The organism is Ignavibacteriota bacterium (assembly GCA_016218045.1).
Taxonomy (GTDB): domain Bacteria; phylum Bacteroidota; class Ignavibacteria; order SZUA-365; family SZUA-365; genus JACRFB01.
In genome coordinates this window covers 18,022-40,976 of the sequence record JACRFB010000037.1, presented here as the reverse complement: position 1 = coordinate 40,976, position 22,955 = coordinate 18,022, and the positions used below count along the sequence as shown (strand labels likewise).

The following is a 22,955-nucleotide window of genomic DNA, read 5'->3' as shown; positions in this document are numbered from 1 at the left end:
TCTTCGCGTTGCATCGAATTAAACCACATGCTCCACTGCTTGTGCGGGCCCCCGTCAATTCCTTTGAGTTTCAACCTTGCGATCGTACTTCCCAGGTGGGATACTTACTGCGTTAGCTTAGGCACCGACCCTTGCGGGCCAACACCGAGTATACATCGTTTACAGCGTGGACTACCAGGGTATCTAATCCTGTTTGATCCCCACGCTTTCGTCCATGAGAGTCAATAACGGTCCAGGCAACAGCCTTCGCAACTGGTGTTCTTCCAGATATCTAAGCATTTCACCGCTACACCTGGAATTCCGTCACCCTCTACCGTATTCAAGACATCCAGTATCGGAGGCAGCTCTTCAGTTAAGCTGAAGGATTTCACCACCGACTTAGATGCCCGCCTGCGGACCCTTTACACCCAGTAAATCCGGACAACGCTTGCCTCCTACGTATTACCGCGGCTGCTGGCACGTAGTTAGCCGAGGCTTACTTTCAGGGTACCATCAATCCGCCCGAGGCGGATATTTTTCCCCTGCTACAGCGGTTTACGACCCAAAGGGCCTTCATCCCGCACGCGGCGTTGCTGCGTCAGACTTTCGTCCATTGCGCAATATTCCTCACTGCTGCCTCCCGTAGGAGTCTGGGCCGTGTCTCAGTCCCAGTGTGGCTGATCATCCTCTCAGACCAGCTACTGATCATTGCCTTGGTGGGCCGTTACCCCGCCAACAAGCTAATCAGACGCATGTCCATCTTTTGCCGTCGAAACTTTAACAACTGTCACCATGCGGTGCCGCTGCATCATCGGGTATTAGCACCTCGTTGGAGGTGTTATTCCCGAGCAAAAGGCAGGTTACATACGTGTTACGCACCCGTGCGCCACTCCGCTTGCATATTGCTACGCAAACGTCGTCGACTTGCATGTGTTAAGCACGCCGCCAGCGTTCGTCCTGAGCCAGGATCAAACTCTCCGTTGTAAAATTTTAGTTCACAACTTTGAGTTCAAGTAAAAACTCAACATGACGTTGGCTATACACAAACACTTTTCAAAGAACTTGCTGCTTCTTTTTGCAGCGCCCTTTCGTAAAGGGATTACAAAGGTAACACTTCTTTTTCCCGAAGTCAAGCGTTTGTGAAAACTTTTTTCGTGTCGCTGTTTTTACGCCCGCTTGAGAGGGACCAGCAATATAGCCCTTTTTTTCCGTTTTGCAAGGACCGCGTGAGAAAATTCTTCGGGAGCCGCTCCCCGCTCCGCCCGCGCGCGCGCGTTCACGCGCCGCAAAAAACCGCCGCGCCAATAAAAAGGAGCTGCTGGTCCTCTATTATCGCGGCACGCAATGCCGGACGCAGCGCGGACGCTCCGCCCCCTGTCAACACGACACGCACGGCCTCTCCATGCCGCTCCCGCGCATGCCTGATCATTCCCTCGAGCGCCCACGCGGCGCTCCAGTACGCGCCCGCACGCAGCGAGTCGCGCGTGCTGAACGCGGGGAACTCCGGCGTGCCTGCCTCCGGCTCCAACGCCGGCAACAGCGCCGTATCCGTATGCAGCGCGCGCAGGCTCGCCGCCACTCCGGGAAAAATGCATCCGCCGCCGAAATCACCGCGCGCGTCGAGAATGTTCACCGTCGTTGCGGTTCCGCAATCGATAAACATCGAGGGCGAGCCGTAGCGGACACGCAGTCCTAGCAGACCACACAAACGATCCGCACCCAGACCATCCGGCGGCTCATACCGTATGACCATCCCGCGGACATCGGAGGAACGGACCTTCGTGCAGGAGAATCCCTGATGCGCACAATACGCCTTGATGTGCTCGTCCGCCGCCGGAACCACCGAGCAGAGCACAACGTCCCGCGCACCGTGCCCGCGAATGGCGTTCAGGGACTCCTGGAGCGACGTTTCCGTCAGGAGCCGTGTCGGAATCGGGCCGCATTCCATTTCCACGTCCAAGCCCTGCAAAAGCGCCACACGCGTGCGGGTATTCCCCGCGACCACAACGATGCGCCGCGTGCTCACTCCTTTTCCTCCTCGAGTATGAAGTCGATCTGGCGGTCGACCGGATCGACGCGCACAACCTGCACGCGCACATGATCGCCGAGACGGTACCGGCGTCCCCGCCTCCTGCCGATGAGAGATTTTTTCCTGGCATCAAACTCGTAATAGTCGTCATCCATCGCGCGGATATGCACAAGACCCTCCACGAGTGTCGAAATGATCTCCACATACAGCCCGTAGGATGTCACGCCGCTCACGATGGCGTCGAAGGAATCGCCCACGTGCCGCCGCATGTATTCGACCTGCTTGATTTTCACCGACTCGCGTTCGGCCTCCACCGCGAGGCGTTCGCGCTCGGATGAATGACGCGCGATATCCGCGATGCGTTTCTCGTAGCCGCGGCGCGCCTGCTCCGCCGCGCCACTCTGATATTCATGGAGCAGACGGTGCACGATCAGATCCGGATACCGCCGTATCGGCGAGGTGAAATGTGTGTAGAGCGCGAAGCCGAGTCCGAAGTGCCCGATGTTTTTCTCGCTGTACACGGCCTTGGCCATGGAGCGGATGGTCACGTCCTGTACTACCGCCTCCTCGTCCTTCCCCGCCACCGCCTCGATCATCCGCTGAAAGGATTTCGAGGAGGTGGAATCGAGCTTGACCTCGAGGCCAAGATGCCGGATAAACTCGACGAGTTCGCGCACCTTCTCGGGATCCGGCAGGTCGTGCACGCGGTATAGAAACGGCAGTTGCGAGCCGCGCACGCCCATCGACCGCAGGGCGCCCGCAACTGTGCGGTTCGCGAGCAGCATACACTCCTCTATCAGGCGCATGCTCTGCAGGCGCGGTTTTGCGACGATGTCGAGCACCTCGCCGCCGGGTCCAAAGACGAATTTCACCTCGGGCATGTTGAAGTCGATCGAGCCTTCGCGCAAACGCTTGCGCGTAAGCATGCGCGTCAGCGCGTCGAGCTGCGCAAGCTCGGCGGCGCAGTCGCCCTTGCCCGTGTCGATGACACGCTGGGCGTCCTCGTACGTGAAGCGCCTGCGCGAGCGGATCACGGTCTTGTGTATCTCCTGAGCCGTCACAACACCCTTCGGCGTGAGGGTCATGAACACCGAATACGCGAGGCGGTCCCTGTCCTGCTGCAGGCTGCACAGTTGATTCGAGAGCCGCTCGGGCAGCATCGGGATGACACCATCGACGAGATACACGCTGGTGCCGCGTTTGAGGGCTTCGTGATCGAGGGCGGAATCCTGCGTCACATAGTGGCTCACATCGGCGATATGTACGCCAAGGACAGTGTTTCCCTGCGCATCGGTTTCGATGGACACGGCGTCGTCGAAATCCTTCGCGTCCTCAGGATCGATGGTAAACACAACACGGTCGCGCAGATCGACCCGTCGCGCGATTTCCTCGTCGGGAATCGTGTCGGGTATCGCGCGCGTCTCGCTCTCGACCGAGGTGGGAAAATGAAGCGTCAATCCAAAGCGTCGCGCGAGGGCGGCCATCTCGGTGCGGGGCTGGCCGCGGCGACCGAGCACTTCCGACACGACGCCCTCGGGTTCGAAGCGCGAATCATCCGTCAGAGTCACAACCACCTTGTCGCCCTCGACGGCGCCGCCGAGGTCGCGCTTGGCGACAAGCACTTCGCCCTGCTGCCGTTTCCCATCGGGCTGCACGATGTAACGGTTTCGATGGAGACGCACCGTGCCGACGACTTCGCGCGGAGCATCGGCTTCGGCCGGCGCGGTACCCTCGTCCGCGCGGACCATCCACGCGCGGCCCTCCGCACGAACGACACGGCCTTCCTCCAGCAGCGCGCGTAACACCGCCTTGAGGGCCTGGTACTGTTCACCCTGTTTGGGAAGATGGAGCGCGCGGGCGAGTTCCTTGGTCTTGTACGAGCGACGCGGATTGCGCTCAAGAAATTCGGCGACGCGCCGTGAGAGATCGTGCGATTTCATGGGAGAACGCTCCGCCCTGGGATTAAAAGGAAAACCTGTACAGCAATTTCAGCTCGTAGACGGCGGATTCCTGCCCGGTGCTTGTCGTTTCGACGCCCGTGGTCGAGGTTTTTCTCGAGGCCTGTATGATCATGTTCCCGATGCCGAGATCGGGGAAGAACGTGCCCATCGGAATTTCGAAGGAGATGTCGCCGCTGCCCAGATTGTTGATCTTGCCGTCGTAGGTCAGCAGCACGCGGCCGATGCCGCTCGTGGCCTTGACGCGCGCATCCTGCGTCCCGAGGCCGCTTATCTCGACACGCTGGAGCACGCTCTGGAGGCCCGCCTTGCGTAAAAACTCGGACGCGGCGCTTGATGCGACGGACGATGCCACGGCGTTTGCAATTTTATCGGCCTGGTCGATGATGCGTCCGCGGTCGGCGGTCGTGAGTTCGTCGGTGAACAGGCCGAGCAGTATAAACGAGAAGGCGTCGGACTGCACGTCGCCGGCACGCGGACGCTGCTGGCTCTCGGGCGAATCCCAGCGCATATCCCACGCGATGTTCGGCTGCACGCGGTTGCCGGTGATGGTGATGATGACGTACACCCTGCGGCGCTCGCCGGTGACCCTGTCGACATGATAATCGGTGTAGAGAGCGCGCAGATTCAGGTCGGGATTCTGCGGATCGCCGATGAACACCAAAGAGCCGCTTGCGCTGAACTGCGTTCCGAACATCTTGTAGTACGAGTCGGGTCCGAGCGACACCGTGCCGTTGAATTTGCCCGCTCCCAGCGCACTCGTCAGCCGCAACTGTTCGATATTGAGCGCCGCGTTCAGTTCCATCTGCAGATTCGCGCTGAAGGGCATGAGTATGCGGAGCACGCCCGCCGTGGAGACGGAGATGTCGTACGCGAGATCGGTCGAGAGCGCGCGCCGTGCCGCCGCGAGCGAATCGCTCCGTCTTTGCTCCAAGCTGCGTCCGAACAGACTTCCTCCCCCGCTCTTTCGCGACTGCGAGAGCGAGGCCTCCTTCTGCTTGGCGACATCGTCGACATCGACGTAGCGGATGTTGAGGTTGTTCCCGTCGCGCCGGTCGCCATTGTCGCTGGCATACGTGAGGTTGCCTTCGAGTACGTCGAGGTTGCCTTCGATGCGCGCGCGGTTCTCGTCGGCCACATATCGCAGCGGTTTTGTGCCGGTGGTCACATAGAGATCGCCGTACACGGCCTTGAGCGCGCTTCGCGATTCGCGGCGTAGCACCTTGAGCCGCCCGTCGACGTTCATCGCGATGCCCGCGAGGCGGAAGCCGTCCATCGTGATGGTACCGGCCGCCGTCATCGAGCCGCGGTTCCAGTCGTCGGGATCGTTGCGCAGCGTGAGTTCGCGCACATGAAGGGTATTGCCGCGCGGTTCCACCTTCAGCGACAAGCCATAGTACATGTTGTTCATCACAAGCCGCCCGCGCGCGTCGTTCACCGTCAGCACCCCGTCGTATGCAAGCGTGTCGGCATTTCCCACGATGTCGATTTCGGCGTTCGCGGTGCCTTCGAGGGGAGAGAAGAGCCCGATGAACTTCTCGGTGAGCGCGAGCGGAAACTCGCGCATGCTCACATGCAGATTGGCCGCGCCCAGGACGTCGACGTCGCGCGTATCGCCGAAGGACAGGTGTATGGGCAACGATCCGGAAGCGGAAAAGACGGGACGGCGGGGCCCCTGACGCGGCGCCGCGTTCAGTTCCGAAAACACCTCCAGCACGGACGGCGTATAGGTCGCCTCGGCGCGGAAGGTTTCGAAGGTCATGTTGTCGTACGCCAGGTTGCGGACAAAAAATTCCGCGGCGAGTTCGGGCGCGTCGTCGGTGCCGAGCACGCGCACATCAACAACTGCATCACCGGAGAATTGTCCGCGCTCAAAATCCCCTCCTGCCGACAGGAGCAGCGAGTCCACATCCGAGAGCCGCAGGCCGTCGACATGCAAGGCCAGATTGTTCGCGCCTGTAAAACTGCGGGTGCCCGCGAGCGAGATCCGCGTGCCGAGCCGATCCATCTCGAACGACTGCACGCCGATGGAGCCCGAATCGATCAGCAGCCGGATCGGCGCCGCGTTGCGCCACTCGCGTTGCATCCACACGAGCTGCAGCGACGGCACGGTGATGTCGTACGCATTGTCACCCTTGCGCGCCGAACCTTCGAGGAGCACACTCAACGTCGTATCCATACGACCGCGCATCTGGAAGCGCGGGATGCCCTCGGACATCTGCACGCGCAGGCCGACGGAGCTGGCGAGAAAGCCGCCGATCGAAATCTCCTGCGCGGCGGCGCGCAGGTCCATCTTCACAGTGCGCAGGGGTTCCGCACGGCGCAGGTCGTTGAGTCCGAAATCGACGCGTATGCCCGCGGCCATTGCATCGAGACTCGTATCCACATAGTACAGATCTGAGATTTTCAGTGAGCCGTCGAGATCGAAGCGGTTCGCTCCGCCGCGCACAGTGCCCTCATAGCTGCCGTGCACCATCAGCAATTCGGCTCCCAGATGTCGCGCTATGGGATCCGTCTCCTTTAGGCGGAGAGTGAGTTTTGCATCCATGTACGACGCGGTATCGGGCACCACGACGGGGAGCCGCGCACGGCCGGCGGCACGGCGCGCGCGGGTTGTCGGCGGGGCGGGGAGCGCCGCGGCAATCGCGGTGCTGTCGACACCGAGGCGGTACTCGCGCAATCCCGAGACGATCGAATCCGAACGGACGGACACGTCGCTGATAAAGCGTGGCAGATCGAATCGGCCGCGCGCGTCAAAATCGGCGTAGCGTGTTCCAACATGAAGCAACCGGTGCGCGGGATCGCGCTGATCCAGCTCGACACGCATTGTATCGGCGTCATATGCGGTGCCGGCGAAGGTCGACGCCGCCATGGAGAGTTTCGCGCGGGCGGACGCGCTCGAGGGATCGAGGCCGTTGCCGTCGGCATTGAGATGGAACGTCAGATTGCTCGCGAGTTTGTCGTCGTCGAGAGCCATGGCCAAATCGAGCGCGCGCGCGTCGAGGTCGAGATGAAAGGCCATGACGCTGTCGCCCGTGAAACGGAGCGCCGCGCCGACGGCGAGCGTGCTGCGGCCGAGAGCCGTGCGCGCGTCGAAACGCAGGGTGTCGGGCCTCACGGTCAGTGTCGCGGCAAGTGAATCGGTACGATACCGCTGGTAGCGCGACGTGTCGGCGGTCACCACCGCATCGGCGAACATGCGTCCTGGTGTGAAGCCACGACCTCGCAACGCGGCCCGCAACGTGAGCGACGACGACAGCAGGGGCATCTGCAGCAGCCGCGCGAGGTCGAGGCCGCGGGTCGTGATATCGTAGGCGTATTCGATTTCGGGTTTGTTGATGTCCATGTCGGCCGTGCCCGACACGGCGCCCGCGTCCGATTCGAGATCCAGCTCCGCATGAAATGCGAGCGGCGTGCCGTTATAGCGCAAGGTGCGGAAGGTGGCCGTGCCGATCCCGGAATAGTCCGGCAGTCCAAAACCCGGCACGAGTGTGTTGATATCTCGTCCCTGTACCACGGAGCCGTCGAGCATTACATCGAGCCGCAGGTCCGCGCCGCGATCGATATCGCGCAGCTCGCCGCGCATGGTCAGGGCTGTTTCGCGCGCGCGTATCTCGAGCACGGGGATGGTGAGATGCCGCAGCGATCCCGAGGCGGAGAGCCGCAGCGCGGGCGCGTCACCGAGGAAGGACAAGGAGGGAAGGAAGTACTGGATGTCGCGCGTATCCACCGCAGGTGCAGTCAGGTCGACGCCGAATTCGCGCTGCGCGAGGTTGGTGAACGCGGTGTCGGACAGCGGATCCGCCCCCGTGAAATGCGCGGTGAGCAGAAAGTTCGAACGGTCGGTGCGCACTGCGAGTCCGCTGACGGCCGCGCCGGTCCTGCCCACCTCGATGTCGCCCGAGAGGGATTGCAGCGATACACCGTTGGTGAAATTCCGGAAGCTGATGTTGTCGATGGACAGTCGTTTCAACGCCGGTGCGATATCGGCCTCCATGTCGATATCCATGTTGCCGATGAACATGTGCCGCGTGTCGAAGACGGATTCGGTCGCGGCGAACGATGTGGTCGAATCCCACACAACCACCTGCGCGGAAACGATCGAGAGATTGCGCAGGATAATGCGCCAGTCGAATGCACCGCCCTCGGAAGGCGTGCTGCTCGTGTCGCGGACGAGCCCTTCGATATTCCATTTTCCGGAAAAGCCCCTGGTGACGGAGATTCGCGGCGCGTACAGCGTCACCTCGCTGATCTCGATGCGTTTCCACGGGATGGTGAAAATGTTGTAGCGGACGGTGAGACTCGGGACAAACACGATGGGTCCCGTCGCGCCGTTCAGACGCACATCCGAGATTTTCCAACCGGAAAAAATGTTGCCCTCGATCTCGCCGATCTCGAGCGTGGCATACAGTGACGAGTCCACGCTCTCGACGATAAAATCGCGCGCGAGCGAGCGGAACATCTGTGTCTCGGTGAAACCGACGAGGCCGGCGAAGAGAAGGACCAGCACGATGCCGCTCATCGCGAAGAAGCGCACGATCCTGACAGGCACGGATCGCCGTTTCTTCGCCTTCGGCGCACGGGTCGTTTTATGGACAGAATCGGTCAATGATGGTCTGCACGATGTTCGTCGAAGACCGTCCCGGCGTGAGTTCAATGGTGAGCACGCGGCCGCCCGCGGCCTCGACCTCGTCGCGGCCGACGATGGCGTCGAGCGTATAGTCCGCGCCCTTGACGAGCACGTCCGGCAGCAGGGCCTGAATAAGCGCCCGCGGCGTGTCCTCGTCGAAGAATGTGACGTAGTCGACGCACGCGAGCTGCGAGAGCACGTAGGCGCGGTCGTCCTCGGGCACGATGGGTTTTTTCTCGCCCTTCAACCGTCGCACGGAGGCGTCGGTGTTGAGTCCGACGCAGAGAGCGTCGCCACACCCGCGGGCCTTGGCGAGGTACTCGCAATGTCCGCGATGAATGATATCGAAGACGCCGTTCGTAAAAACGAGCGCGCGGTTCTCGCGACGAAGGCCGTCGCGTATGGCGCGCATGGTGTCGAGATCGACGAGACGTCCCATCAGTCGGTGATCCCGAGTTTGCCGGTCGCGGCATCGAGCAGCGACTCGAGATTGACGGGCACGATGCCGACTTCTTCGCAGACGAGTCCGCCCGCGAGATTGGCGAGATGCGCGGCCTCGGACACGGTGGCGCCGCAGGCCATGGTCGTGGCGAGTGTGGCGATGACGGTGTCGCCGGCTCCCGACACGTCGGCCACTTTGCGGGCGCGCGTCGGCACGCGGGTCACTGAGCCGTCGCTCTGCAGCAGCAGCATGCCGAGTTCTCCCAGCGTGAGCAGCACATGTTCGCAGCCGAGCCGTTCGCGCAGCGTGCGCGCGGCCTGGAGGAAGGCGTCCTCGTCGCGGAGCCGCAGACCGAGAGCGTCCTCGGTTTCCTTCCTGTTCGGTTTGAACACGGCGACACCGCGGTAGCTGAAGAAGTTGTGGTATTTCGGATCCACAAACACGGGTATGCCGCGGCCCGCCGCGATGCGCACAACACCCTCGATGACGTCGGCGCCGATGACGCCCTTGTTGTAATCCTGCAGGATGATGCCCTCGAGCGAGCCGAGATGCTCCTCGAGTTTGTCGAGCATGCGCAGTGTCGCCGAATCGCTGACGGGAGTGCGCTCCTCCTGGTCGATGCGCACGACGTGCTGATGCCCCGCGATGACACGTGTCTTCACCGTGGTGGGACGCGCCGTGTCGGTGACGAGGAAGTCGGTGATGATGGTCTCCTCGCGGAGGATGCGCTGCAGCTCGCGGCCGTTGTTGTCGTCGCCGATGGCGCCTATCAGCACGGGTATCGCGCCGAGACTCTTGATGTTGAGCGCGACATTCGCGGCGCCGCCGAGATTGCTGTTCTCGCGCAACACATCGACCACCGGCACGGGCGCCTCGGGTGAAATACGCGAGACCTGCCCCCAGATGTAGCGGTCGAGCATGACGTCGCCCACGATGGCGATGAATTTGCGCCGCATCGGCGCGAAGATGTCTTCTAATCGTTCAGCGGAAAAAATCATGGAGTGTCCTGAAATCGCAGGGCTGTTATTTGAGCGTGCCGTGGAAAAACGCGATGGTCTCGATCCAGGCGCGGTTCATGGTTTTTTTGTCGTACGCGGGATGCGCGCTGTTGAAGAAAAAGGGCCGCGTGTTGCGCAGCACCGTGATGCGGAGTTTACTGTCGCGCTCGGGAGCCGATTCGCGGATACGGTCAACCTCCGCCATTCCCGCGTCACCTTCACACACGGTCAGCACGACCGGCATGCGCAGCGCGGGGATGACGCGCGTGGTCATCGAATCGGGCGTGGGGTAAAAAAACGCGCAACTGCGGAACAGCGGCAGCGACGCCGCGGCAAGAGCGCCCAGGCCCGCGCCGGCATCGAAGGCGCACAGCGCCGCCTTGCCGTTGCACCCGGGATCGCCGAGCATATCGGCAACAACGGAGGAGATTCTTCGGATGTCACGTCTGTCGGGTGCACACGCAGGCAGTCCCGCGACCGGGCGGGTCGGAGCGCTGCGCAGCGGAATGGCGCAGGCGCGGAAGCCCTGTGAGGCGAACACCTGCACGATGCGGCCTACGGCGGGCTGCATGCCGAAGCGGTCGGGCAGCACCACGACGAGCGGTCGCGGTGATTGTGTGTCGGGCAGCGCGGTGACGACAAGAATCGTGTCGCCGTCCACGACATGCCGGACCTCCCGCAGTGGTGGCACAGCGGCGCGCGTCTGCGCAGCGAGCGGCTGCGCAAGGAGGGCCCAGAGCGCCGCCGCGAACGGCACGACGCGTGCGGCAGATATTGAAACAATTCCGCGCATATCGTGATAAAATACAAAAAAACCGCATCCACCGCTCAATTCGACACGGTGATCCTGACCCGCGGGACGGACGAACCGAATCGGCTCTCCTAAAAACACAACACACCGGAGGTGGCCGGTGTGCTGCGGATTCAGTCGTGTATGCGTCCGTCAGGGATGATCGGCATGGAAGGCACGGAGTCGGGCCTCGAGTTCGGGGAGCTGCGTGTCGGCGACCAGCGAGACACAGGCGCGTATGCCCTCCCTGCGTTCGCTGCCCGTGTTCGAGAGCGAGATGGCGCTGATGCCGTAATGCAGGAATTCGAAGATCAGATCCTCACCGCTCAGGTCGCCGTACGCGACGGTGAAATAGAATCCGTCGGCGATCGGTTGATCGACATCGGTATCGTACACGATGCGGAAGCCGTTGTCGAGAAACATTTTTTTCATGACGCGCGCGCGTTCGCCGTAAATCTTCACATCGTCGATAAAACGGTATGCGCCGGTGTTCACCGCGTGCAGCATTGCGGCGAGTCCGTACTGGCTCGAATGTGTGACACCCGCCGACACTGCGTAGGCCGCGCCGTACACGAGCGAATGACCGAAACTCGCGCGTGTGTAATAGCGCAGAAGGCCGTCGGCCTCCTCGCGGAAAAGCGCATCCGACACGGCGATCATGCCCACGCGCTGACCCGCGTAGCTGAACGCCTTGGAACTCGAGATGAGCAGCACGTACCGGTCGGTGTATTTTGCGACCGAGGGCTGGAAAGGCGGCTGGCCGGGTATGGAGTAGTCCTTGCGGAAGTCCATGGTGAAGTAGGCGAGATCCTCCATCACGACCACCTTGTACCTGGTGGCGAGTTCGCCGATGATGCGCAATTCCTCGTCGGTGAAACAGATCCACGTGGGATTGTTCGGATTCGAATAGAGGATCGAGGAGATGTTCCCGGCCGAGAGGATGTTCTCGAGTGCCTCACGCAGTTTGGCCCCGCGATGTTCGTACACGTCGAGACTCATCTGCTTCAGACCGAGCACCTTCAATTGCGATTTGTGCACGGGGAAACCCGGATCGAGAAAGAGCGTGGTGTCTTTCGCGGGATCCATGCGCGCCGCCACGAGGAAGGTGACAAAACTTCCCGACGTGGATCCGGTGCACGGAATACATCCGGCGGGATCAACATCGATGTCGATGAACTGCTTCACGAAGCGGGATATCTCGAGCTTCAATTCGGGGATACCCTCGATGCTCGGATAAAACGACGCGCATCCTTCATCGAGCGCCTTTTTTTCGGCATCGATGCCGATGCGCGACGCGGGAAGTCCGGGAATGCCCATTTCCATGCGTACGAAGTGTACACCCGAATCGCGTTCTATGCCGTTGATCAGCGTACGGATCTCGCGTATGGAGGCGCGCCCGACGTTGGTGAGGCCGTTTTCGGAAAGCTGGCGCTGCACGAGCGCGCGGTCGATGGGAATGGCATTCATGGAGGTTCTCGCGGTGTGGACGTGCGTGGGGGGATGGTGGCGCGGTGAAATCCTGTCCCGCGAAAGTATCACACAGCGCGGACCGACGCAATCGCGGGCACACCGGGCTTGTCGCCGGACTTGACATGAGAGTAACCGCTGCGTATTTTTACTCACAGCATTGAGTAAAAATACTCAACGCTGTGAGTAAAAATCGACCCTCTTGCCGGGCGTCAGTACCGCGTCGGTGGCGCGGCGACGAACGGCCCCACCAATGAGAGGACCCTGACACATGAGTGCGGAGTACACCCGGCCTTACGCGGAGACGCTAAAGGCGCGTCTTCTGGAGCCACGCAGATTCCTGCTCGTGCTGGCTGGCGCCCGGCAGGTAGGAAAGACCACGCTGGTGCGACAGATTTCGGAGCGCCTTTCCATGCCCGTTCATATCGCAAGCGCCGACGAACCGCAGCTGAAAAACAGGGTATGGATCGCCCAGCAATGGGAAATCGCACGGCACATGATGGGAAAGCGAGGCGGTGTCTTCGTATTGGATGAGGTGCAGAAAATCGACGGCTGGTCGGAGACGGTGAAACGACTGTGGGATGAGGATACGCACGCACGGCGAGCCCTGCGGGTCGTGCTGCTCGGATCGGCGCCGCTGCTCTTGCGAAAGGGAATGACGGAGAGTCTCGCTGGAAGGTTCGAGATCCTGCACCTCCCCCACTGGTCGGCAAGAGAAATGCGCGACGCATTCGGGTGGGATGTGGACACATACATTTGTTACGGTGGTTATCCCGGAGCTGCGTCTCTCATCGACGATCCGGACAGATGGGGCGATTACATTCGCAACGCGCTGGTCGAAACCACGATTTCGCGGGACGTATTCCAACTCGCACGCATCGACAAACCGGCGTTGCTACGCCGCGTGTTCGAGCTCGGATGTATGTACTCGGGCCAGATACTGTCGTTTACAAAAATGCTCGGGCAATTGCAGGATGCGGGCAACACCACAACTCTCGCGCACTATCTCGAGCTGCTCTCGGCATCGGGAATGGTGTGCGGTCTGCAGAAGTGGGCGGGTGAAACCGTGCGCCGACGCGCGTCGAGTCCGAAACTTCAAGTCTACAACACCGCACTCTCCACGGCGCTCGCGGGGTATCGGCTGCAGGATGTACGGAAGGAACCCGCGTTGTGGGGCCGTATGGTCGAATCGTCCGTGGGTGCACATCTGCTGAATGCAGCCGCATCGGGAGTGATCGAATTGTACTACTGGCGTGACGGAATACATGAGGTGGACTTCATCGTCCATGCACGCCGACGGCTCATCGGCATAGAAGTAAAAAGTGGCCGCCCGCGCGAGGTCCTTCCGGGTCTCGCACGTTTCCGTCAACAATTCCGGACGGACGCAGTGTTGCTTGTTGGAGCGGATGGTATTCCGGTGAACGATTTTCTCATGCGGCCGGTCACAGATTGGATCGCGAAAAGCTGAGGACGCGGCCAGTCGTCAACGCCCGAGTAAGCGCCGCGCCTCGGCGGCCTCGCGCGTGTTTACACAGCGCGAAACACAGAGCGCAAGAACGGAGTCGGCACTCACAGGACGAGACAGTTGCGTGTCGTATACGCGAGCCAGACTGAGGTACAGAGCGGGGATCGAGACCGGATCGGCCCGCAGTGCCTGCGCGTATATCCCGGCGGCGAACCGCGGTTCGTTGTTCATTTCGAACACCTGCCCGGCGAGGTCGAGCAAGACCGGATCCGCGGTGCGCGCATCCATGCTCGATCGCACAACTGCGGCACGTTCAGCCGGCGGTGAATTCGCGTCCGTGAACACGCGGTAGAATCCTTCCTCCTTCCAGGCGGGAATGATGCTCCGCAATCGCGCCGCCCACTTCGCCGCGCGCTCCGCTTCGCCCTCTCCGACAGCCAACAGCAACATCCGTGTCGCGATTTCCCTGTACTCCCTTTCGCCGAACTCACCCGCGTGCCGCGAGAAGGGTGACGACCGTTCACCCGCCAATCGCGAAAACATCCATTCGAATGCCGCACACTTTTCCGCACCCGAGGGCATGGCATCGAGGAGGGGGAAGACGTGACGGTACGCGATGCTTCGCTCCCATCCATTCTCAATCATTTTTTTCACCGCGCCAAGGGTCCGCGCTCCATCCCGCTCACGCGTGTAATATTTCCGGAGATTTTCGAGACCGTTGAACGTCGCATGCGGAGTCACGAGCCTGCTGTTATTTTCCACGATGCGCTCGAAGCGCGCTGCGGACGCCTGCGCATCGGCATTCAGCATAATCCACGGAAGGGTCATCGACAGTGCGAGCGCCGCGAAGACGACGGAGAACATCGTGAGCTGTTTTGAGTCGCGCGCAAATGCCTGCTCCAAACTTCCGGCCCATACAAATATTACTCCCGTTACGGGAATGACAGCCATATCCCAATCGCGCGCCCACCCGAAGACGGCATTCGCGCAGAGAATAAAAAGATACGTGCCGGTCACCAGCACACGCTGATAATACGTCGACTGTGTTGTGGCCGCATCCGTCTTTCGAGCGATGAGAAAGCGACCGAGTCCCAGAAGCACTGCCGGACCGAGTAGAAAGAACAACACGTTTGTCACGTCGAGCAAGTGACTCCAATCTGCGATCGCATATGATGGATGGACCCCTCCCGTGGCAACAGCCGCCGGGAGCGAGGACGACAGTGCGAGCACATATGGCTGGAGCTGCGGCGTTCGTGGCGTCAGCAGGACGAGAATCACCGCGGCGGCGAGGAGAAGAGACTCTACCGCGACGGCCGCGTGTTTGCGCCGACGACTGTCCGAGAGAAACCGGGACCGTTCCAAAAGGACCATGATGTACGCCGGAATAAATACCACCAGCGACGCTCCCGTCATGATACCCAGCGCGAGGATCACCGCGGGGACAAGCGCATGCACTCGTCCCAGAAACAGCGCCCGGAGGGAAAGCAAATACGTGACGGTCAGGGCGTAGGGTATCGCGTACAGTTCGACATAGCCAAAGAATACGAGCGTCGCCGGTGTCGCGAGCGCGGCCGTGGTATACAGGAGCATTGTTCGACGCGGCTCGGCTCGAAGAAAATACCACAACGCGCCGATGGTCAGAATCAGAGCCGACGCGGACACGACCCGATACGGAAGGGAAAGCTGTTCCGGATCGAGCATATGTGAAACAAGCATGACAACATGCCCGCTCAACCAGGCGCTCGGTTTGACAAGGCTGCTCTGTCCGGCCTCACTGATTGATGATCGGAACACTTCCGTGATATACAACGCCCCATCACCGAGGAATGGGTACGCCACGGGCAGTGACAAGGAGCTTCCGAGCGCGAGCGCGGCGATGACGAGAAAAAAATATGCGCCGTCGCTCCGCCGCCCGCGTGATGATGCGTCGAGCAGTCCTGTCACGAAGTGATTGACACGTGGGATGAGCAGTACGAGCGGGAACAAGACGAGGACGACAGCGATGCCGCGGGACGGCAGAAATGCCACATAATCGAAACCCCAGAGAGGCCATGTTGGCGGAGTAAACAACGCAGCGACGCGCACGAGCGTCGCAACCGCGAGGAGTATGCCCACAACACGCGGCAGGCGAAGCAACGGCTTCGCGTCGGAGGTTCTCGCTTTTCCATCACGTGGAACAGGGGCTTTTAGACTCACGATTCCCTGCCCTCCGACTTGCGGGCTTCGAGGTCTGCGCGGACCTGTTTGTACTCCTCCCATTTGAACGAACGCAGGAAGGAAAGTCCGGCGGTCATGCCCTTCCGGAACAGCGTCCACTTTTCTTCCTCGCCCATAAAAAAATTGAGCCAGTTGTGACCGCGGGTGTCGATGTATCCGAGGAGGTGTTTGTAGTCCGGATTGCGCGCGATGAAATCGAAATCGGCGTAGTGGCGCATGGCGTTAAACAGGTTCGCGCCGTAGGAGAGCGGCGAGATGCTCTCATGCACACGGCGACCGCGGGCGCCGAGTTTCACACCGAACGTCGGCGCGACTGGCACACCGGGCGCATGGAAGAGGGAGATCGGGAAGTTGGACATGAGTCCGCCGTCGGCGAACACGGTTGTATCGGGAATCTCACCTTCATACGAGGCGATATGCGACCAGCGGGCGGCTACGTCGGGAATCTTCGAGACACCGTGCACGCGGAACGGGAGAAAGAAAAAAGGGATCGACATCGAGGCACGCACAAACAACGCCGGGGAGACACGCTGCGGATCGGCCCAGTACAATGGCGCCATGGCAGGGAACACGGCCTTGGTCTCGGTGCTCAGATCCGCCGCCACAATGCCCAGTTCGCTCCGGATGCCCGCGAGTGATTCACCGGTGCCGCGCAGCGAGAGGTTCGCCGGATTCCGCTGCAGCCGCGTTTCAAGATCCGCGAGTGTCGGGGTCCCGTATCCGCGCAGCAACCTGTCGAGCCAGTCACAAAAGGCGTCGCCCGGATTCAACCCGATATCCCCCGTGATGTTGTCGATGACTTGCAGACCCTTCCACACGGCCTCGAGGCGGCCCACGTCCGCCCGCGCGAGGAGCAGACTCACATCGCGCGCATCGTCGTCGCCGTCAACAAACGAGGCGAGGTTCATGCCGAACACCGCATCGACAAGCCCAGGCGTTTTCTCCTCGCCGCGATCGGCGCAGGCGGCAAGCAGCAGCGACAGGATGGATCCCGCCGATGCGCCTCCGACCGACAGGAAGCGGATCCCGGCGGATTCGAGCGCGTGCACATAGCCCAGTAGCGCGATGCCCAGCATGCCGCCGCCTTCCATCACAAGATCCACGTATTGAAGCGTGCGGCCGTCGCGATATTCAACCACATCGGACACTGCAGTCCCGGTGGTCACTGCGGCGCATTCCGCACGAAGTGATTGGAGAGTGGGATCGGAATACAAACGCGAAAGGTCCGGCATGGTCTATTCCCGTTCTGTGGTAGCTCTGCCGCGTCCGTCCGGCGATCGAGACCGATATCAGGCGCTGCGACCACGACAATGTGTGTGAACGCCGGCGAATTCACAAGGCACGGACATGTGCGTACACATGCAAACCATGCGTGTTTTATGTACCTTGCTCACTCTCTTCTTCAGAATTCTACCAAGGATTTCCGTGACCGCACTCGAGCATCTTGAGTCGCGTCCACACGTCCACCTTGTCACTGCGGTCGTGTGGCGTGTATTGCTCCTGGCCTGCATGATCTGTGTCGCGAGACCATGCCGGGCGCAGGCATTGGATCAGGACATGGCACAGCCGTTCGTCGAAAATCCCGCAGGGTACGTGTCGCCGTTTACGGTGGACACGGGATGGACTCTGCGGAAAATTGTCGCCGGGGGCTTTGTGAGCGGTTTATTCGCGGGTTCGATGATCGACTCGTACTACGCCTGGTGGCAGAAGCGCGAGAGCTCCTTCCTCTTCCATGAAGACGGCTGGTTCGGCGAGAAAAACACCGGCGTCGACAAGCTCGGGCATCTCTTCACGTCACACTTTTATTTTCACACCATGTACGATGCGCTGCGCTGGGGCGGCTTCGATCACAACGCATCCCTCTGGGGATCGGCGGCGGTCACGTTCGGTTTCGCCGTCCTGGTGGAAGTGGGCGACGGCACGACAACGCTCGGTTTCGATTATCAGGATCTTGTCTACAATACCGCCGGGCTTGTGTACGGGATGCTGCAGCGCCAATACCCCGTGTTGAATACCTTCCGGGTGAAGTGGAGTTATGTGCCCGCAGAAGGATACGTGTTTCCGCCCCGATTTACCGAGCATTACGACGCGCACACCTACTGGTTGGCTGTGCGGGTCAACGACTTTCTTCCGGAATCGCTCGATCGGTGGTGGCCCGATGCGCTGCAGCTTGCGGTCGGCTGGAGCGTCCGCGACCACTACACGGCGTGGAACCACGCGCCGGGCACGGGTGAATTTGTTGTGGGCCTCGATCTCGATCTCGGGGCATGGCCCGTGTCGCAGCGCGAGCTGCATCTCGCACAACGCATCGTGAACCATTTCCACGTCCCTATGCCAGCGGTGACCTTCTCTCGCGGACACACCCCGTCGTGGCATGTGCTGCAGCTTCGTTGAGCAGGTCAAAAGTGTATTTTCACGTCTTTTTCCATTGATATTGACCCCGTCCGCGCATAGTTTTACATAACCTGAATCGCGGCACACCTGGAGGGATTCCAATGAATCGACGGAGCGTTGTCTGTGTGATGTTGCTGCTGCTGGGATGCGCAGCAAGTGCGGACGCGGGACGGCTGTACGCGCGCAAGCCGATGACGGCGTCGCCGCTGTATAATCTTCGACTCGATTCCGTACGGTCAACCGTGACCATCCGCAATCTGCTCGCCACGACACATGTGGACGAGACCTTCTACAATCCCGAGCCCATCGACCTCGAGGGCTTCTACGTGTTCCAACTGCCTGAAGGCGCAATCGTCGACGGGCTCTGGATGTGGGTGGACGGAAAACGCTACACATTCGGCGTGCGCAGAAAGGAGACGGCGCAGCAGCAGTATGACAGTCTTGTGCAGCACGGTTACGGCGATCCTGCACTGCTGCAATCACTTGGCTCCAATCGTTTCCAGTTGCGCATCTATCCCATCAAGGCCAACTCGACGCGTCGCATCGAGATACAATACTTTCAACTGCTTCCGCTCAACGCACAGGGCCGCGCGCTCTTCACGTACCCCATGGCAATAGCAGATTATCAGACGACGCCCGTGCGGTTCACCGCCCTCCGCATCTCACTGGCATCGGACTTCGCACTCGAAACCATCAAGACAAATCACGACTCCCTCCTCACCGCGGTGTCCGTCACCTATGCCGACACCTCACACGCGACCGTGGATTTCGGCGTGGAGTCGCTGCAGTACACGCGAGACTTCACTCTCACCTTCGCACAGCGCGATTGGCAGAACACCTTTCCAGTCCTGAATTACAGTATGCCCGACACGGTCGCCGACGGATTTTTTATCCTGTGGACGCCGCCGACCGAAGCGTTTGCCGACATGGGAGCAAAGGCGGATTTTGTCTTTGCCCTGGACGCATCAGGCAGCATGACGGGACTGCGCATCAATGTCGTCCGCGAGACTGTGGAGCAGCTTCTGGGCATGCTTCTGCCATCGGATCGTTTCCGCATCGTCCTGTTCTCGGGTGCAACAACATCGTATCCGGCCGACACAGCGATGCTCTTCGCCACGACGGCAAACGTGACAAGCGCGATCACATTCCTTCGTTCCGCATATACCCCGCGGGGCATCACCGACTACGGCACCGGAATCAGGGCGGCTCTCGAAAGCGCGTTCCGATCCGCCGCCGAACGACGGCTGCTGTTCGTCACCGACGGCCTTCCCAACCGAGGTCCCAAGACCGCGGCGGGACTCGACAGCGTGCTGGCTCCCGGCGGCGGTTCCCTGGCGCGTTTTTACCCGCTCACCATGTACACGGAGAATGTGAACATCTTGAGCGAGGCCGCAAGGCGCAACGCGGGGCGTCTAGTCTCGATCGAACAGGCCGATACAATTGCGACGGTGCTGCGCGACCTCACCTTTGATTTTTCGAGTCCTTCCTTTAGCGACGTACTCCTCACGCTTCCCACAGAGGCATATCACACATACCCGCGGACGTTCAACGCCTCGTCGACAGTCAACGAATTACACACGACAGGCCGCACAGTCGGAAGCGCGGTGCGTGATGTCCGCTTCCGATACAAGGAACCTCTGCACAGTGTGAACCAGGACATCACACGTCCCGTGCCCTTCACACCGGACTCACTCGAGCCCGTCCAGATAGCGCGGTACTGGGCGGCGCAGCGCATCAACGATCTGTTGAACGATTTGCGCTTCGTGACCGATTCCACCGAAATAAAGGAGTCGATCATCCGATTAAGCGAACGGTTCAACATACTCACGCCGTTCACCGCCTTCATCGTCGTCAAGATCGAAACGCCTCAGGATGTGGACAAGGGCGAAACCGTGCCGCCCGAGCGCATTGCGCTGCGGCAGAACTACCCGAATCCGTTTAATCCGACAACACTCATCGAGTACTTCATTCCGGACGCGCAACGCGGTCAGCACATGACGCTGCGCGTGTACGATGCCCGGGGGCGGCTGGTCCGAACACTTGTCGACGGAGCAGCCACTCCGGGCTTGCAGCGCGTGCTGTGGGACGGCCGCGACGAGCACGGCGCGGCGCTCCCGTCGGGCGTGTATTACTGCGTCCTGCGCAGTGGCGGACAGATGCGCACGATCACGATGACACTGGCGAGGTGAACGATGAATCGCACAGCAAGCTCCACACTTTCACGCGGCACATCCCTGCCCTTATCTCCCGCTCTTCGGGCCCTCGCGCTCGCGCTGCCGCTTGCCATGGCCGCCATCTTGCCATGCGTCGCGCAGACCTCCACCTGGGAACCGATGAACCGCGGATTACAACATCTGCTCGTGTACACCATCGAGGTGGATCCGGTCGATTCGCTCGTGATGTTTTGCGGCACGGAATACGGCAACGTGTATAAAAGCACCGACGGCGGGTACAACTGGGTCGTAAAACGAACAGGCATTCCGTCGGCCTACGACAACGAACTCACGTCGGCCATGTGGCTCGACAAGGTGGACAGAAATCTCCTGTATGTGGGGTTCGGCGGTCGCAAGCAGAAGCAGAACCTTTTTAAAAGCACAAACCGCGGAGAGAGCTGGTCGCAGATCGTCACGCCCGCGTCCTGGCCGGACGGCGGCATTCTGCATATCTACCGCGTAACGGGTCCGCCGTCCATCCTGTACTGCGGACTCGGTTGGTACAGCGGCGTGTGGTATTCCACAAACGAAGGGGCAACGTGGACGCAGGTGCTGAACGGCAACGGCGTACAGGCGATCGGCGGCCATCCGAACTCACCTCGCAATCTTCTGGCCGGTTTTTCAGGACGGAAATCTACAGGGTGCCTCGCTTTGACGCGGGATGGTGCCGCAACGTGGACAGCAGTGGACACAGATTTTCATCCTGACGGTGGAACAGGCGTGCGCGCCATCGCTTTCGATCCGTCGGACCCGCTCACTGCCCTCGCCGGAGTCACAGGGTACAACTCCGGACTATACCGCACTACGAATCTCGGGATAAACTGGTCGCGTCTCATCGGCGAAGATCAGATCTCCGAGATCGCCGTGCATCCGCGGAATCCCAAGCTGATCTACTTCTCACATGTGTACAAGGGTGTGTATCGCAGCACCGACGGTGGCACGACGTGGAAACTCATTTCCGACGGGCTTCCTGTACAGCCGAACACGCCGGCCTTCATGCGTGTGCGCATCGCACCGGGCTACCCGGTGCGTGTGTTCTGTGTGACACTGAAACACGGCATCTACCGACTCGTGGACGAGGAACTGCCGGAGGACATGTTCCGCTAGCTGTTGTCCCTCACGGGCGTATCGGGTGAGACGACGGGCAGCGTGAAACAAAACGCGCTGCCCTCGCCATCGCGTCCGCTCGACTCGACACACACGGACCCGCCCAGTTTTTCGGCGATACGGCGGACGATGGACAGCCCGAGTCCGTGCCCTTCCACTCGCACGGTTTCGAGGCGTGAGAAGGGCTGGAAGATTAGATCCTGCTCGGCAGGATCGATTCCCACACCTGAATCGCGCACCGTAAACAATCCCTCCTCGCGTTCGGAGGCATCCTTTCGCAGCGTCGCCTCTATACTGATACGCGGATTTTTCCCGCCGAATTTGCAGGCGTTGGCGAGGTAGTTCCGCCAGATCACCTCTACCCAGGGTCCATGCCCGAGCACACGAGGCCAGCTCGACGGCAGAGTAACATCCGCTCCGACAGCGGCGATGGTGGGTGCGAGATCGTGAAGAACGCGGAGCACGAGCTGTTCCATGTCGAGAGGTACACGCGGCGCCGCCACTCCGTCCACTTTCGCGAGCAGGAGGAGGTCGTCGAGCGTCTGCATCATCCGAGACGTGGCGGTGTTGATCCCCTTTGTCGCCTGCCGGTATTCCGGCGGTGCAGCATCGGCTGTGTGTTCGGCAAGAAAATCCGCATAGCCGATCACCACGTTCAACATGCTGCGGAGATCGTGCACGATGGCGCGGCTCATGATCTCCAGACCTTCGTTCCGCGCATGCACTTCGGCGAGACTGGCCTGCAACTCGGCATTGATTGCCGAGACAAGCCGGTTCGCAAGAGCGAGTTCCGCTTCGGCGCGTCTTCTATCGGTGATGTCGGAGAACGATGCGATGATTTTCCGGGCATTCGCCATCATTGCAACCGACATGAGGCCGTGGCGGATCTCCCCGTTCTTGTGGTAGAAGGAAAATTCGTAGGAGTCGGGAGCGTCGGCAGGATTGGCGAGGCGCCGGCGGTTGTACTCCTGCAGACGGCCGAGATCCTCGGGTGGGATCTGTGTGGTCCAGCTCAGGCCAATCGCCTCCACTTTGCTGTAGCCACTCATGGCGCAGTACGCGTCATTGACCAGCGCGATGGTGGTGTCGGGATTGATGATCGCGAGCGCCGCGGAATTGCTCTCGAAGATCAGCCGGAACACCTCCTCCCCCTCCGCCATCAGTGCTTCAGTCGCCTGACGGATGACCAGCGCTTCGTTCGCTTCGTTCGTTGATGCCACGTGCCACTCCTGAATTTCAGGGTGATTCCGGTTCTCAGATCCGCGA

General features: G+C 60.8%; 14 protein-coding genes and 1 rRNA gene. 4 read left to right on the top strand and 11 right to left on the bottom strand.

The genetic code is table 11. From position 1 onward, the window contains the following. From HY962_09370 to HY962_09335, 8 genes are all read right to left on the bottom strand, one after another. Positions 1-966 (bottom strand): 16S ribosomal RNA (locus tag HY962_09370); the annotation flags it as partial. A gap of 289 nt (positions 967-1,255) precedes the next feature. After that, positions 1,256-2,005 (bottom strand): type III pantothenate kinase, encoded by a 750-nt coding sequence (locus HY962_09365; protein ID MBI5647133.1) that lies wholly within the window; start codon positions 2,003-2,005, stop codon positions 1,256-1,258. After that, positions 2,002-3,948: a ribonuclease R gene (rnr, locus tag HY962_09360; GenBank protein ID MBI5647132.1), complete on the bottom strand. Its 1,947-nt coding sequence runs from the start codon at positions 3,946-3,948 to the stop codon at positions 2,002-2,004. The genes HY962_09365 and rnr overlap by 4 nt, the downstream gene beginning before the upstream one ends. A gap of 22 nt (positions 3,949-3,970) precedes the next feature. After that, complete coding sequence (locus tag HY962_09355; protein ID MBI5647131.1) at positions 3,971-8,518, bottom strand: translocation/assembly module TamB domain-containing protein; 4,548 nt, start codon at positions 8,516-8,518, stop codon at positions 3,971-3,973. 37 nt (positions 8,519-8,555) lie between these two features. Further along, on the bottom strand, positions 8,556-9,035 hold the full coding sequence (gene rfaE2, locus HY962_09350; GenBank protein MBI5647130.1) for a D-glycero-beta-D-manno-heptose 1-phosphate adenylyltransferase: 480 nt from the start codon (positions 9,033-9,035) through the stop codon (positions 8,556-8,558). Beyond that, positions 9,035-10,036, bottom strand: a complete 1,002-nt coding sequence (gene rfaE1 / locus HY962_09345) for a D-glycero-beta-D-manno-heptose-7-phosphate kinase (protein ID MBI5647129.1) — start codon at positions 10,034-10,036, stop codon at positions 9,035-9,037. Before rfaE1 ends, rfaE2 begins: the two co-directional genes overlap by 1 nt. A gap of 25 nt (positions 10,037-10,061) precedes the next feature. Then, on the bottom strand, positions 10,062-10,793 hold the full coding sequence (locus tag HY962_09340) for a dienelactone hydrolase family protein (protein ID MBI5647128.1): 732 nt from the start codon (positions 10,791-10,793) through the stop codon (positions 10,062-10,064). Positions 10,794-10,979: 186 nt separating this feature from the next. Next, a complete protein-coding gene (locus HY962_09335) occupies positions 10,980-12,293 on the bottom strand; it encodes a pyridoxal phosphate-dependent aminotransferase (GenBank protein ID MBI5647127.1) in 1,314 nt (437 codons plus the stop codon). Positions 12,294-12,564: 271 nt separating this feature from the next. On the opposite strand from HY962_09335, the gene HY962_09330 reads away from it, so the two are divergent. Next, positions 12,565-13,761 carry an ATP-binding protein gene (locus HY962_09330; GenBank protein MBI5647126.1) on the top strand — a complete coding sequence of 399 codons (1,197 nt, stop codon included), beginning with the start codon at positions 12,565-12,567 and terminating at the stop codon, positions 13,759-13,761. Positions 13,762-13,776: 15 nt separating this feature from the next. Here HY962_09330 and HY962_09325 read toward each other — a convergent pair whose 3' ends face one another. Further along, positions 13,777-15,954 (bottom strand): hypothetical protein, encoded by a 2,178-nt coding sequence (locus HY962_09325; protein ID MBI5647125.1) that lies wholly within the window; start codon positions 15,952-15,954, stop codon positions 13,777-13,779. Continuing rightward, positions 15,951-17,207: a patatin-like phospholipase family protein gene (locus tag HY962_09320; protein MBI5647124.1), complete on the bottom strand. Its 1,257-nt coding sequence runs from the start codon at positions 17,205-17,207 to the stop codon at positions 15,951-15,953. The genes HY962_09325 and HY962_09320 overlap by 4 nt, the downstream gene beginning before the upstream one ends. 325 nt (positions 17,208-17,532) lie before the next feature. Between HY962_09320 and HY962_09315 the strand changes: the two genes are divergently transcribed. The 3 genes from HY962_09315 to HY962_09305 all read left to right on the top strand — a co-directional run bounded on the left by HY962_09315 (position 17,533) and on the right by HY962_09305 (position 21,689). Continuing rightward, on the top strand, positions 17,533-18,369 hold the full coding sequence (locus HY962_09315) for a DUF2279 domain-containing protein (protein MBI5647123.1): 837 nt from the start codon (positions 17,533-17,535) through the stop codon (positions 18,367-18,369). A gap of 101 nt (positions 18,370-18,470) precedes the next feature. Next, positions 18,471-20,558, top strand: coding sequence for a VWA domain-containing protein (locus HY962_09310; protein ID MBI5647122.1), 2,088 nt, complete (start codon positions 18,471-18,473; stop codon positions 20,556-20,558). A 3-nt stretch (positions 20,559-20,561) separates the two neighbouring features. After that, positions 20,562-21,689, top strand: coding sequence for a hypothetical protein (locus HY962_09305; GenBank protein MBI5647121.1), 1,128 nt, complete (start codon positions 20,562-20,564; stop codon positions 21,687-21,689). On the opposite strand, the gene HY962_09300 is transcribed toward HY962_09305, so the two are convergent. Then, entirely contained in the window at positions 21,686-22,909 is a 1,224-nt protein-coding gene (locus tag HY962_09300) for a PAS domain S-box protein (protein MBI5647120.1), read from the bottom strand. The genes HY962_09305 and HY962_09300 overlap by 4 nt on opposite strands. Positions 22,910-22,955: the final 46 nt, after the last annotated feature.